Genomic DNA, 13,221 nt, shown 5'->3' on the forward strand with positions numbered 1-13,221 from the left:
GTGTATGTCACCGAGAACCGCAATCTTCATTCTTATTATCGTGTTTATGGTGTCGTTATCCCAGCAACCTTGCAGTACTGGCTGGGGAAATATTTTCTTTGAAAGAAAAGAGCAACATTGACCAATGCAATAAGGGCGGGAACTTCAACAAGGGGTCCTATCACCGCAGCAAATGCCTGTCCCGAGTTGATTCCGAAAACGGAAATCGCCACCGCTATTGCAAGTTCAAAGTTGTTGCTCGCCGCTGTAAAGGAAAGGGTCGTAGTCTTCTCATATCCCGCTCCAAACCTTCTGCCAAGATAGAATGAGACAAGGAACATCAGCACAAAATAAACCAGAAGGGGAATCGCTATTCTCATGACATCCAAAGGCAACTGAACAATGTAATTCCCCTTGAGGGTAAACATTACCAATATGGTAAACAATAGGGCTAGCAGAGTTATAGGGCTTATCCTTGGGATAAACTTCTTCTCATACCACTCTTTCCCTTTTGTCTTCAATAAGGCAAACCGTGACAGCATTCCGGCAATAAAAGGAACTCCGAGGTACACGAACACACTTTTGGCAATTTCCCCGATGGTCACATTGACAACTGCCCCTTTAAGTCCAATCAAGGGGGGCAGGACCGTGATAAAAATGTAGGCATACACGGAAAAGAACAGAACTTGAAAGATTGAATTGAAAGCCACTAATGCGGCTGCATACTCCCTGTCTCCACAAGCCAGGTCGTTCCACACAATCACCATAGCGATGCATCGTGCAAGCCCTATCAGGATAAGTCCTGCCATGTACTCTGGATAACCGCTGAGAAAGATAATGGCAAGGGCAAACATCAGGATAGGACCAATAACCCAGTTCTGGATCAATGACAGAAAAAGAACTTTCCCGTTCTTGAAAATCTCTGCCATCTCCTCGTATCTGACTTTGGCAAGAGGAGGATACATCATCAGTATCAGTCCTATGGCGATAGGGATATTTGTTGTTCCCGCCTGAAATTTATTGATAAACCCCTCAAGCCCAGGAACGAAATAACCGAGAGATACCCCGGTCCCCATCGCAAGGAATATCCATACGGTAAGGAATCTATCGAGAAAAGAAAGTCTCTTTGCTATGCCTTCTGCCATATCACTTGCAGCAATTCTTCCTTTTGGTTTTGAGGAACTTCTTATCCTTAGTGATAATGTCATCATCATTAAGATGCAGAGCCGTGAACTTCATGAAATCTTTGTTATGTTCGCGAGATCTTTCAGCAAGCCGGTAGTATGACCATGTTCCTCCCTTGCGGCTTTCTACCAGACCGGCTATTTTAAGAATATTGAGATGTTTTGATGCCGTGGACTGTACAAGACCTAAAACCTCCATAATCTCACAAACGCACAGTTCACCCCCTTCGAGGAGCTTAAGCATCCTGACTCGGGTCGGGTCTGAAATAGCCTTTGACAGAAGGATGAATGATTCCATTACTATATCACCTTATGGTAATATACTACTGAAGGGGTGTCTTAAATGTCAACGTGCTGTTCGAGAAGGGAGGGGTGCGGTAAGCGCGGTTTGCGATCGGTTGCAAGTTCAGTATCAAACCTATAGAAGGAAGGATTAAGAAGATGAATCAAAAGAGTGTAAAGATTAAACAGCTTGTGGTAAAGAGCTACTCTGCGGTAGCGAAAGGTGGATCATCTTGCCTGCCCTCTGCAAGTTGCTGTGCGCCAGAGATTAATACGGTGAGCCTGCTGGAGACGGGAAAGAGACTCGGGTATTCCGAAGAGGAGTTAAAGGTGGGTCTTGGGGAGGCAAACCTCGGTCTGGGCTGCGGAAATCCACATGCGATTGCCGAACTTACGGCAGGAGAAACCGTTCTTGATCTAGGAAGTGGCGCAGGATTTGACGCCTTCCTAGCCTCCATGAAGGTCGGACCAAATGGAAATGTCATTGGTGTTGACATGACACCTGAAATGGTGGCAAAGGCAACCGCAAACGCGGAAAAGCTGGGAATGAAGAATGTGGAGTTCAGACATGGAGAGATAGAGCATTTGCCCGCGAATGATGCTTCAGTTGACGTGATTATATCAAACTGTGTTATCAACCTTTCGCCCGATAAACAAGCCGTGTTTAACGAGGCCTTCAGAGTATTGAAGCCTGGGGGCAGACTTGCAATATCTGACGTCCTTAAGAAAGGTGAATTTTCAGAGGAAATCAAACAGAATGAAGATGCCTATAGCGGCTGAATTACCGGATCGGTTCCCGTGGAGGAACTGAAAGAATTGCTTTCAGGCGCAGGATTTACCGATATTGTGATTCATGATAAGGATAACAGCGACGAGATTATAAGAAGTTGGAATTTCGGAGAAGGTGTCGAGAAAATGGTCTTCTCCGCATATATAACGTCACTCAAACCGAAGAGATAGTCGTTCTCACCATTCTTCCGGAACCCCGCAAGAGTTACAAAAGCGGATACCTGCGATGCTGTCGGTGAAGTCGAGAGGTCGGGGTTCCTTCCTATAATTTTATTCCATGGTAAACACGATGATCCCGTAAATACATAATAAGGAATCTATGGAATTTACGGCTGATGCCTACGGTTTTTGTCCGCGTCACATTAAAAGCTCTTCTGTTTCCTCTCCAACTTCTCCATGAAAGAGAACATTACCACCGCCATTACAGCCAGAATGAAAAGAACGGTCCAGTGGCTTACTCCCAGTATCATGGGCAGGGTTGCAGTTCCCATTTCGGATGAAAGATAAAAATTCTCTATAGCGGGATAGATCACTGCAAAGACGAGTGACCCGGCAATCATACCGATCACCGTCACAAGGGCGTCGATTCTTCCGCTTGCGAGCCCGGTGACCGCCGTCCCCGGACAATAACCAGCCACAAGAAAGCCGAGACCGAAGAGGAATCCGCCGACAAGCTGCGGCCAAAAGAATGTAGGTATGGTCCAGATCTTGCTCACGTCCAGCACATTCAGGTCTCCCAGTAAATAGAGGCCACCCGAGGCAACGAGCATCGACGTGAACATCACCTTGGGCACAGTAAAATCCTTCAAATAAAAAACGCCCGTCAGCTTATGGGGATTACCCAGGCCGCCCCTTTCCAGAAAAAGGCCGAAGAAGAACCCGAGCAGGATCGCAACGATAAGACTCGTGCCTTCCCCGAACAAACCGTATGCAAAAAGCGGAGAGTTCACGACCAAAGCCTCCTGAAGATCGCGGCAAAGAGAAAACCGCTTAAAAACATAGCACCTACAAATACCCATCCCGCTACAGCCAACTCCGCGCCGCCGGATAACGCAACACCGCTCGTACAGCCCCGGGCAAGCCTGCTGGCAAAACCAATTATGAGCCCGCCGCTAAAAGCCGTGAAGAGCCTTGTGAAGCGACTCATTCCGGAAGCCCTATCGAATTGAAGTCTGAAATTCCGGCTGAGAACTGCCCCGATCAACGCTCCTGAGAAAACGCCAAGAATCTCAAAGACGATCCAGTCCCTCAGTGGCGAGTTAGCAAAATAGTTTCCGAAATATTTCAGATTGGCGGCGTACTCCGGATTCACTTTATGAACAGCCACGGCGGATAAGATTGAAAAGGCTCCCGATGCTCCGAGACCTCTGCCCATAATATAAAAAGTTGCAAGCAGAGTTAATCCGAGCCCTATGCCGGCGGCGTACGGAGACCAATAGTTATTTTTTTCCATATTTATCCGTGTAACTTTGCCCTTTTTGCTGGCCCCAGTGGGGTTCTCACTTATATCATTTCCCACTCTTATTCATACTACCTGTCATGTAACCGAATTCTCAACTGCGAAATATACTAACGAATAGCCCAAAAATCATCCCCTTGATTAAGGTTTCCTTAATAAACCTTTTTTTTGTTTTCCCCCCTCCTTTTCTAAGAGTTTTTTGTCTACATTTGCAGTATTATGATCTCGGACAATCCTCGTACACTGATTGACAAGCCGATGATTTCGTGATAGACGGATATCAGGGAAGTGGCAAAGGACAGTATAGGCCACAAAAATACGCATTCCTTTTCCGGTTTCAGGAAGTTTCAGGGAGGAGGTGAGAGAAAATGGAGAAAACTAAGAAGATTCTCTTGTTTAGCCTCGTGGTGAGCATCCTTGCGATCGCGGGAATAATACGGGCCGAAGAATTGATGGTACGTCAGCCCATGCAGAACGAAATCGGCAAGACCGCGACCTGTCCCGTCATGAAAGGAACCTTTGAGGTCACAAAGAACACCCCGGTAATCGATTACAAGGGTAAGAGTTATTATTTCTGCTGCGAGCCTTGCGTGGACAAGTTCAAGAAGAACCCCGATAGATACGCAGAGGCCGGGGAATTAATGGTGCGTCAGCCCATGCAGAGCGAAATCGGCAAGACAGCGACTTGTCCTGTCATGGGAGGCAAATTTGAAGTCACGATGAGCACGCCGGTAATCGATTACAAGGGCAAGAGCTATTACTTCTGTTGCGACTCTTGCATCGAGGATTTTAAGAAAAACCCTGACAAATACGCCAAGTAAGTGAACCGCATTGCCAAAACGGATGCCCATCTTTGACGGCATCCGTTTTGGCACGCCGTCTAAGATCCCCTGAAGGTCATCACCATCGCAATTACCTAATGCGCATTTCGTCTGTGAGGCCTCTGGCATCCTTCCCGCTCTGTGGGAGACGTTTGTTCCCCTTGCGTCACCCTCGGCAAAGTCTTTTTGGGGGGGCCGTAATTTTACGAATCGTGTTGACAAGCGAACCATCTCATGATAAGTTCCTCTCATATTGGAGCGCAAATTCCTATCAGCAACGATGAGGTTCAGAGGGAGGGAGAGATGAAACAAGGAAGTGGCATAGACACCGATGCAGTCGAGGCGCCCCTCGACTGCATCGTCATCGGGGCGGGACCGGGGGGCCTGCAGGCCTGCATTCACCTCGGCCGCTACAATTTACGGGTCATGCTTTTCCACCGTCCGGGAGGGCGTACCCACCATGCGAGACAGATCGAGAACTACCTCGGTCACCGTGTCGTCTCAGGCCCTGATCTCCTGGAGACGGGCCTGGCTCAGGTAGCAAGCTTCGGCGTCGCTGTCGAACGCGCCAAGGTGGAGCGCGTCGAATCCCGTGAGAAGTACTTCGAAGTGCATGCTGCGGGGAAGATCTACCGCTCCCGCTTTGTCATAGCCGCATCCGGGGCAAGGGAAAGCATCGCCCCCTTCAAGAACCTCCCGCGCTTTTTCGGCACCTCCTACTTCACCTGCATGATCTGTGACGGGTATCGTACCACCGGCAAGAAGCTGCTCGTCATAGACCGCACCATCAACGGCGTGCGGCTCAGTGTCGGCATGAAGCAGCTGTTCACCAAGGACATAACCTTCCTCGCCCACGGCTTCTCCCTGCGGAAGGAGTATGCCGAGATGCTCGATGAAGAGGGAATTGCCCTGGTCGAGGGGCAACCGGAGGAGCTTCTCGGCCAGAAGTCCCTCGAAGGGGTGCGGCTCGCCGACGGGCGCATCATCCCCTGCGAGGTCATCATGGGATGGGGAGGGATCTCCCTCAATGACGAGTACCTGGAGGGCCTCCCCCTGGAGCGCGACACCGAGGGGTTCAAGATTGTGACAAAGGGCGCAGGCGAATCGAGCATTCCAGGTCTCTTCGTCCTCGGCTCTCTCCGTGAGGGCCATTCCCAGGCGATCATTTCAGCCGGTCAGGGGGCCGAGGCTGCAATCGAGATCAGCACGAGGATCGTTGAGATCTGACAGCCGACTTAGCTGCATTCAGTGGCGCGCGGGGCTCATCATGCATGTCGACAACGACCAGATTCGTGTCGTCGGAGCGTCAGAACGACGGTCCTTAATACTCATCAAAGACTCTGCGGTTGTGCATCCTCTAGCCCTGCCAAACTTCCACTATATCTCATGAGGGAAGAAACGATTGGTGATTCAGATATCAAGAAATAACTCGCGGTCTGATTGACAAGTCTCAATGGTGATTTATAATTGAAATCAGGAGGAGCAGTTCAAGAAAGGAACATCTCGTCGCATATCTCGTCTCCATGAACTCTAGCATTTCTCAAAGCCGGGGGGACAAGAAACATGAAGCATTTAAGAACTGTCTCAATACTGTTTTCGTTTTTGCTTTTGTCCTTGCAAATGGCGGGATGCGCTGCGGTCGTCGTGGGAGGCGCCGCTGGCGCCGGCACGGTCGTCTACCTTAAAGGTCGACTCAATGAGGACATAAATGCACCCGTCTCAAGTGTTTATGACGCCTCCATCTCGGCGCTTAAAGATCTTGAGCTGCCGATAATCGAAGACAGCCATGATACCCTCTCCGCCAAAATCAAGTCCAGGTTCGCTGACGGAGATGATGTCTGGATTCAAATCGAATCGCTCACGGCCGAATCTTCCAAAATAACGATCCGGGTGGGCATCATGGGCGATGAGTATAAATCGAGACAGATAATCAATGGCATTCACAGGCATCTCGGGCTGAAAGAGAGCTACGGACATTAGCGAGAGAGGGAGGCAATCACGATGAAGAAGCCGAAAATCACTCCATGTTTGTGGTTTGACAGCCAGGCTGAAAAGGCGGTGAATTTCTATATCTCGATTTTCAAGAATTCCAAAATTGTCGGCACAGCTCATTATGGTGAGGCAGGGGCAGAGGCCTCGGGAAGGCCGAAGGGAACCGTAATGACCATTCTATTCCTGCTCGAAGGGCAGGAATTCATGGCCTTAAACGGCGGGCCTGTGTTCACGTTCTCGCCGGCAATCTCGCTCGCCGTGAATTGCGGGACACAGAAAGAAGTGGATCTACTCTGGGAGAATCTTTCGGCAGGTGGAGAGAAAGGGCAATGCGGGTGGCTTAAAGATCGATACGGTATATCGTGGCAGATCGTTCCCGCTATTTTGGGGGAGATGCTGAAGGACAAGAACGCCAAGAAATCTGAGAGAGTCATGGAGGCGATGCTTCAGATGAATAAGATCGATATAAAGGCATTGCAACACGCGTATGAGCGAGGATAGCGGAACAGAGACATCAAAGAAGCTTCTAACCTTCATGCGTGTTGCGCATATTACAGCTAAAGCAAGAGCCGGTTTTCCGGCAGAAGGAGGCATTCCATGACAAAAGCGATACCAGAAGGATTTCGCAGCGTTACGCCGATGTTGATGTTCAAGGATGCGCGTAAAGCGATCGAATTCTACAAACGGGCCTTCCGTGCCATCGAGCGGTTCGCGATGCCCGGGCCGGACGGCAAAGGGATTACGCACGCCGAACTCCTGATAGGCGACTCGATCGTCATGATGGGAGAGGAAAATCCGCAGGAGTCCTGCAAAAGCGCAGAAACCACCGGGGGTTCTCCTGTCAGCTTCTACATCTACATCGAAAATGTGGACGAAGCTTTCAAGACCGCACTGGCAGCAGGCGCCGAGGTCCGGATGCCTCTCGATGACATGTTCTGGGGGGACCGTGTCGGTACCGTGAAGGACCCCTTCGGGTACAGCTGGAGCTTGGCCACTCACAGAAAGGATTTAACACCGCAGGAAATTGAGGAGGGTGCCAAGGCCATGTTCACCAAGGCCGCTAAGAAATAGAAGAACAGACGAATGATATCGACCATGGTGATAACACGGAGCACCATATTGATATAGGAGAGCGGGAAAACGTCTGTCGGGAAGTGAATCCTACGCCTCTTCGGCGCGGTCTGAAAAGTTGGCTCCTGGGGAGGGATTCGAACCCCCGACCAAGTGGTTAACAGCCACCCGCTCTGCCGGCTGAGCTACCCAGGAACGAGAGCTATTATATATCAAAGAGAAGTTTCAGGGCAACACTCCGAAAGGTGCAGGAACAAGGCGGAGGGAAGGGTCTACTTCTGTGATTTCTCGATCTTCGCCCATGTGTCTTTCAGCGTGACCGTCCTGTTAAAGACGAGCCTCCCCCCTGAAGAATCGACGGGATCGATGATGAAATAGCCCTGTCTCTCGAACTGGTATCGGCTTCCCGCCGGGGCCGAGGCCAACCCGGGTTCGACACGGCATGATTTCACGACTTCGAGCGAATTCGGATTCAGATACGACTTGAAATCATATCCCTCCCTTTCCTCGGCAGGATCCACCACAGTGAAAAGGGTATCGTACAGGCGGACTTCAGCCTCAATCGCGTGAGCCGCAGAGACCCAATGGAGGGTCGCCTTCACCTTCCGTCCGTCAGGAGAGTCGCCCCCCCGCGTTTTCGGGTCGTACGTGCAGTGCAGTTCGATCACCTCTCCGGTCTTTTCATCCTTGACCACCCGGGTACAGGTGATGAAATAGGCATACCGGAGCCGCACTTCACGCCCCGGCGCGAGGCGGAAGAACCCCTTCGGCGGGTCTTCACGGAAGTCATCCTGCTCGATATAGAGCACACGGGAAAAGAGGACCTTCCGCGTCCCCATGCCGGGATCTTCGGGATTGTTCACCGCCTCCATCTCTTCGACGAGGTCCTCGGGATAATTGTCGATGACGACCTTCAGGGGCCGCAGCACAGCCATGACACGGGGAGCCCGCTTGTTTAAGTCTTCGCGGACGCAGTATTCGAGGAGGGCCATATCGACCACGCTGTCCCTCTTCGCGACGCCGATGCGATCGCAGAAGTTGCGGATCGCCTCGGGCGTGTAGCCCCGCCTCCGGATGCCCGCTATCGTCGGCATACGAGGATCGTCCCATCCAGCGACATGCCCCTCCTGCACGAGCTGAATGAGCTTCCGTTTGCTCAGCACCGTATGGCTGAGATTGAGCCGGGCAAACTCGATCTGCTGCGGGTGATAGACCTTCAGCTCGTCGAGGAACCAGTCATAGAGAGGGCGATGGTCTTCGAATTCGAGCGTGCAGACCGAATGGGTGACCCCCTCTATCGAGTCGCAGAGGCCGTGAGTCCAGTCATACATGGGATAGATGCACCAGGCGCTTCCGGTACGGTGATGTTCCGCGTGCAGGATGCGATACATCACCGGGTCCCGCATATTCATGTTCCCCGAGGTCATGTCGATCTTTGCCCTCAGCGTTCGCGTACCGTCGGGGAATTCACCCCTCTTCATTCGCTCGAAGAGATCAAGATTCTCTTCACCCGAGCGATTCCGGTATGGACTCTCCCTACCGGGAGAGGTCAGCGTTCCCCGATATTCCCTGATCTCGTCCGCGCTGAGGTCACAAACGTAGGCCTTGCCGCCTTTGATTAACTGTACGGCATGCCGGCAGATCTGCTCAAAATAGTCCGACGCGTAATACTCCCGTCCGTCCCAATCGAATCCGAGCCACCGGACATCTTCCTTTATCGACTCGACGTATTCCACTTCCTCTTTCGTCGGATTCGTGTCATCGAATCTGAGGTTACAGAGGCCCCCAAACTCTTCCGCTATGCCGAAATTGAGGCAGATCGATTTCGCGTGCCCGATGTGGAGATACCCGTTCGGTTCGGGCGGAAAGCGCGTATGAACGCGGCCGCCCCATTTGTTCGTCTCCATGTCTCCGGCGATGATCTCCCGGATGAAATCAGACGACCGCGCTGAACTGTCTATCGCCACAAGTGCCTCTCCTTCTTTCTCGATATCTTATATTTTAGCATGGCCGAGCCCCCTAATCGGTTCCTATCGTCTGTATCGCCTTCTCGATCCTTCTCAGGGTCTTCTCTTTTCCGATAATCTCGATCACTTCGAAGATCCCCGGGCTTTCCGTGCCGCCCGTAACAGCGACGCGCACAGGCTGGGCGAGGTTGCCGAGCTTAATGTTGTGCCTTTCGATGATTGACCTGAAGACCTTCTCGATCTCCGCCACGGAAAAGACCGGGAGCACATTCAGCCCTTCCTTCAACTCCGTGAGGAGGGGGAGGCTCTTGGCGTTGAGGAACTTCACCCTCGCCTTCTCCTGATATTCGACTTCTTCGGCCAGGTAGTAACGGAGCATCTCGGCAAGCTCGATGAGGGTCTTTGCCCGCTCCTTCAGGGTCGCGACGGCCTTCCCGAGCCACTCCCTGTCGATCAGCATATTCTCGGGGATGATCCTTCCCCCGGAGAGAAAGGGAAGGACGAGTTCGGCGAGTTTCTCCGACGAGGAGTTCATCATATACTGACTGTTGAGCCATATCAGTTTCTCGGGGTTAAATACGGCAGAAGATTTTCCGAGATTCTCGAAGGAAAAATATTGTATCAGTTCCTCTCTCGTGAATACCTCCTGGTCTCCGTAGGACCACCCGAGGCGGACCAGGTAATTCACGAGGGCCTCGGGGAGATACCCCATCTCCCGGTATGCCATGACCGAAGTCGCGCCGTGTCGCTTGCTGAGCCGCGCCTTGTCCGCGCCGAGTATCATCGGAAGGTGCGCGAAATGAGGGACATCGTACCCCAGGGCCTTATAGATATGGAGCTGTTTCGGCGTGTTGTTCAGATGGTCGTCGCCCCGTATGACATGGGTGATCTTCATATCCACATCATCGACGACGACCACGAAATTATATGTCGGCGTGCCGTCGGACCTCATGATGATCAGGTCGTCAAGCTGGCTGTTCTCGAAGACTACCGTACCCTTGATGAGGTCGTTCACAATAGTCTCGCCCTCCTGAGGCATCCTGAACCTCGTCGCAGGGGTGCGGCCCGGGACCGGCTCCTTCAGGTCACGGCAGCGTCCATCGTACTTTGGCGACCTGCCTTCTGCCAACGCGGCCTGCCTCCTCTCTTCGAGCTCTTCGGGCGTGCAGTAACAATTGTATGCTTTGCCTTCCCCGACGAGTCTCTCCACATAGCTCCGGTAAATATCGAAGCGGTCGGTCTGCCTGAAGGGCCCCTCGTCCCAGTCGAGGCCGAGCCATTTCATGCCCTCTATGATCGCCTCGATATACTCGTCAGTGGAACGGCTCCTGTCGGTGTCTTCGATCCTCAGAATGAAGGTGCCCCCCTCATGTCGCGCATAGAGCCAATTGAAGAGGGCCGTCCTCGCCCCTCCGATATGGAGATGGCCCGTAGGGCTCGGGGCAAAACGAACTCGAACCATTATCTATCCTCCTGCAGTCTCAATGAAACAAAAGACGGACACTAAAATGTGGATTACAAGAATTCCGAGAGTCACTCTCCCACGTCTATTTTATGGCAAACCGGCCTTAAATTCCATCCTCAGGAACCTCTTCGTTTCACCGGTCACCCTGAACCGTTCGTCTCCCCTGTGGCCCGCTATCCAGACGATCTCTCTTCCTGATACGACGACCGGCACAGAATCCCTCTCGTCCCTCGGTACCTTCTCATCCACAAAGAAGTCCTGGAGTTTCTTCTTCTTTCCGAATCCGAGGGGGTAGAAGAAATCGCCTCTCTCCCGTGGCCGGACGGTGAGAACCGCTCCGGTCTTGTCCGCATCGAACAGGGCGGTTGTCCTTCCGTCTCCGAAATCTTCGCAACCCTCCAGGATTGCCGCCCGAAGCACCGCCCCGGTCTCATGCAAGACAACCTCGCCCGGTATCGGAAGCGCAACGGTTCCCAACTGCCGAGGGGGTTCCGACGTTATCACGAGAGTCGAGTAATTCTTTATGACCCTCAGCCCCTTCGGGAGATAGAGCCTGTCGCCATGCAGCCCCCGCTTTATCAAATCGATGATAGCTTCGATATGCACGAACTCCATTCCCCGGAGCTCCCTCGTCTCTTCGATCGCCCTTCTCAAGAGCCTCCTGAGGACGACCTTTTCTATCGTCTCCATCGGGGTGAGGAAGAGTTCGATGCGGAAGTCCGTCTTCCTCGATATCAGCCTCATCAGGGTCTTCGTGACGATGATCTCGAGGTACGCCTCTTCCTCCCGAAGGATCTCCATCGTCCTCGCTACGGTCGGGATTACGTGCCGGTTTATCTTTTTTATCTCAGGGATGATCGATAGCCTGATTCTGTTCCTCAGGTAGTCTTCCGTGAGATTCGATGAGTCGACGATGAAACCGATTCCCTGTTCTTCGAGGAACTCCTCTATATCGTTCCGCTCTGTCTCTATGAGCGGCCTGATGATCCTTTTCCTCACCGGTGGTATCCCCGAAAGACCCTTGGTACCCGAGCCACGGAAGACCCTCATGAGAAAGGTTTCGAGCTGATCATCTGCCGTATGGCCCAGGGCTACCCTGCCGGCCCCTACTGCAGAGGCGACCTCATCAAACGTTTTGTATCTCAGGTCACGTGCGGCCTCCTGCTTGCTCAGTCCATGCTCTCTCGCATAGCTCAGCACGTCAATCGATTCTGTCCGAAAGGGAACGGACAGCCGCTGACAGAGGTTCTTGCAGAACAATATCTCATCGGGTGTTTCCGAAGGTCGTAATCCGTGGTCTATATAAAGCGCATAGAGTTTCAGACCGTATTCTTCGTTGATCTCGTGCAGCGCGGTGAGAAGACAGACGGAATCTGGCCCACCCGAGAGGCCGACAAGGATGCTCTCTCCTCCCGAGAGCATACAGTGTTTCCTAATCGTTTCCTTGACCTTATCGAGGAATGTACGGTGTCTCTGTTCCATCACAACAGGTAATATAGCACCAAGTCATCGAATTCTTCAACGATTTCAAGGCATTATCAGCTAACTTCCAAATTCCATTTTGTTGACTAATACTTCAGTACTCTCTATAATCAACGAAAATGGGCCTCGCAGCAGAAAAGATAATGTTCTGAGTCAATAATAAATGAAAACGGAAAATAAGAAAAATTACCTCGTTGCCTTGCTTTGGCTTGGGTCCGGGTATTTGTGCTGGTTATCAGGAACTTATTTATTAAGGTATGAACGATCTAATTTATACTTGCCGCTTTCTGAATATATTCACACAAAATTTAACTCACCTTTTATTTCGAGTATCACTACTTTCATACTTTTATACATGGCAGAGTTCATTCTTATTTTTATTGCAGGTATTTTGCTATCCAAAGCTACAGGGAAAAAATCAATCTGGTTTTTGTTTCTTCTCATTGGGTCTCTGGGCCGAACGCTTTACGGAACAATACAAGGTATCATTTTTCATCTGAATAATTACGGAACTTTGCCGTCAGAAATGACATATTGGCTCTTTGAATCAATCGCCGCCCATTTTATTATTACTCCGCTAGTTGCATGGCTCGGGGTTTTTATAGGACAAAAATGTCGAACGAAGAAGACCAACATAGCAACACTTCAATCCAGCTAAATACAATAAGGACAAAATCAATGAACAGAATTAAGGCCCTTAAAACAATTTGCTCTAGGCGACGCGCGTTAA

General features: G+C 51.3%; 15 protein-coding genes and 1 tRNA gene. 7 read left to right on the plus strand and 9 right to left on the minus strand.

All coding sequences use genetic code 11. The features are described 5' to 3' along the window. Positions 1 to 44 precede the first annotated feature (44 nt). Both arsB and VEI96_13600 read right to left on the minus strand, forming a co-directional pair. Positions 45 to 1,124, minus strand: coding sequence for an ACR3 family arsenite efflux transporter (gene arsB / locus VEI96_13595; protein ID HXX59028.1), 1,080 nt, complete (start codon positions 1,122 to 1,124; stop codon positions 45 to 47). Between the two features lies 1 nt (position 1,125). After that, positions 1,126 to 1,461 (minus strand): metalloregulator ArsR/SmtB family transcription factor, encoded by a 336-nt coding sequence (locus VEI96_13600; protein HXX59029.1) that lies wholly within the window; start codon positions 1,459 to 1,461, stop codon positions 1,126 to 1,128. Positions 1,462 to 1,604: 143 nt separating this feature from the next. Between VEI96_13600 and arsM the strand changes: the two genes are divergently transcribed. Beyond that, the gene (gene arsM / locus VEI96_13605; protein HXX59030.1) at positions 1,605 to 2,225 is read left to right on the plus strand and encodes an arsenite methyltransferase; all 621 of its coding nucleotides are present in this window, start codon (positions 1,605 to 1,607) and stop codon (positions 2,223 to 2,225) included. 18 nt (positions 2,226 to 2,243) lie between these two features. Then, positions 2,244 to 2,405: a hypothetical protein gene (locus VEI96_13610; GenBank protein HXX59031.1), complete on the plus strand. Its 162-nt coding sequence runs from the start codon at positions 2,244 to 2,246 to the stop codon at positions 2,403 to 2,405. A 191-nt stretch (positions 2,406 to 2,596) separates the two neighbouring features. Here the strand turns inward: VEI96_13610 and VEI96_13615 are convergent, their stop codons facing one another. Then, entirely contained in the window at positions 2,597 to 3,184 is a 588-nt protein-coding gene (locus VEI96_13615) for a DUF6691 family protein (protein HXX59032.1), read from the minus strand. After that, a complete protein-coding gene (locus tag VEI96_13620) occupies positions 3,181 to 3,753 on the minus strand; it encodes a YeeE/YedE thiosulfate transporter family protein (GenBank protein HXX59033.1) in 573 nt (190 codons plus the stop codon). Before VEI96_13620 ends, VEI96_13615 begins: the two co-directional genes overlap by 4 nt. A gap of 308 nt (positions 3,754 to 4,061) precedes the next feature. Between VEI96_13620 and VEI96_13625 the strand changes: the two genes are divergently transcribed. The 5 genes from VEI96_13625 to VEI96_13645 all read left to right on the plus strand — a co-directional run bounded on the left by VEI96_13625 (position 4,062) and on the right by VEI96_13645 (position 7,577). Further along, a complete protein-coding gene (locus VEI96_13625) occupies positions 4,062 to 4,514 on the plus strand; it encodes a YHS domain-containing protein (protein ID HXX59034.1) in 453 nt (150 codons plus the stop codon). 303 nt (positions 4,515 to 4,817) lie between these two features. Next, entirely contained in the window at positions 4,818 to 5,741 is a 924-nt protein-coding gene (locus VEI96_13630) for an NAD(P)/FAD-dependent oxidoreductase (protein ID HXX59035.1), read from the plus strand. A gap of 336 nt (positions 5,742 to 6,077) precedes the next feature. Continuing rightward, the gene (locus VEI96_13635) at positions 6,078 to 6,494 is read left to right on the plus strand and encodes a DUF3568 family protein (GenBank protein ID HXX59036.1); all 417 of its coding nucleotides are present in this window, start codon (positions 6,078 to 6,080) and stop codon (positions 6,492 to 6,494) included. 21 nt (positions 6,495 to 6,515) lie between these two features. After that, the gene (locus VEI96_13640; GenBank protein HXX59037.1) at positions 6,516 to 7,007 is read left to right on the plus strand and encodes a VOC family protein; all 492 of its coding nucleotides are present in this window, start codon (positions 6,516 to 6,518) and stop codon (positions 7,005 to 7,007) included. Between the two features lie 96 nt (positions 7,008 to 7,103). Continuing rightward, positions 7,104 to 7,577, plus strand: coding sequence for a VOC family protein (locus VEI96_13645; GenBank protein ID HXX59038.1), 474 nt, complete (start codon positions 7,104 to 7,106; stop codon positions 7,575 to 7,577). A gap of 119 nt (positions 7,578 to 7,696) precedes the next feature. Here the strand turns inward: VEI96_13645 and VEI96_13650 are convergent. From VEI96_13650 to VEI96_13670, 5 genes are all read right to left on the minus strand, one after another. Continuing rightward, positions 7,697 to 7,772, minus strand: a tRNA-Asn gene (locus tag VEI96_13650). A gap of 77 nt (positions 7,773 to 7,849) precedes the next feature. Then, on the minus strand, positions 7,850 to 9,544 hold the full coding sequence (locus tag VEI96_13655) for a glutamine--tRNA ligase/YqeY domain fusion protein (protein ID HXX59039.1): 1,695 nt from the start codon (positions 9,542 to 9,544) through the stop codon (positions 7,850 to 7,852). Between the two features lie 52 nt (positions 9,545 to 9,596). Further along, on the minus strand, positions 9,597 to 11,006 hold the full coding sequence (gltX, locus tag VEI96_13660) for a glutamate--tRNA ligase (protein HXX59040.1): 1,410 nt from the start codon (positions 11,004 to 11,006) through the stop codon (positions 9,597 to 9,599). A gap of 90 nt (positions 11,007 to 11,096) precedes the next feature. Continuing rightward, positions 11,097 to 12,491 carry a tRNA lysidine(34) synthetase TilS gene (gene tilS / locus VEI96_13665; protein ID HXX59041.1) on the minus strand — a complete coding sequence of 465 codons (1,395 nt, stop codon included), beginning with the start codon at positions 12,489 to 12,491 and terminating at the stop codon, positions 11,097 to 11,099. Between the two features lie 297 nt (positions 12,492 to 12,788). Then, a complete protein-coding gene (locus VEI96_13670; protein HXX59042.1) occupies positions 12,789 to 12,935 on the minus strand; it encodes a hypothetical protein in 147 nt (48 codons plus the stop codon). Between the last annotated feature and the right edge of the window lie 286 nt (positions 12,936 to 13,221).

This window comes from Thermodesulfovibrionales bacterium (assembly GCA_035622735.1).
Taxonomy (GTDB): domain Bacteria; phylum Nitrospirota; class Thermodesulfovibrionia; order Thermodesulfovibrionales; family UBA9159; genus DASPUT01.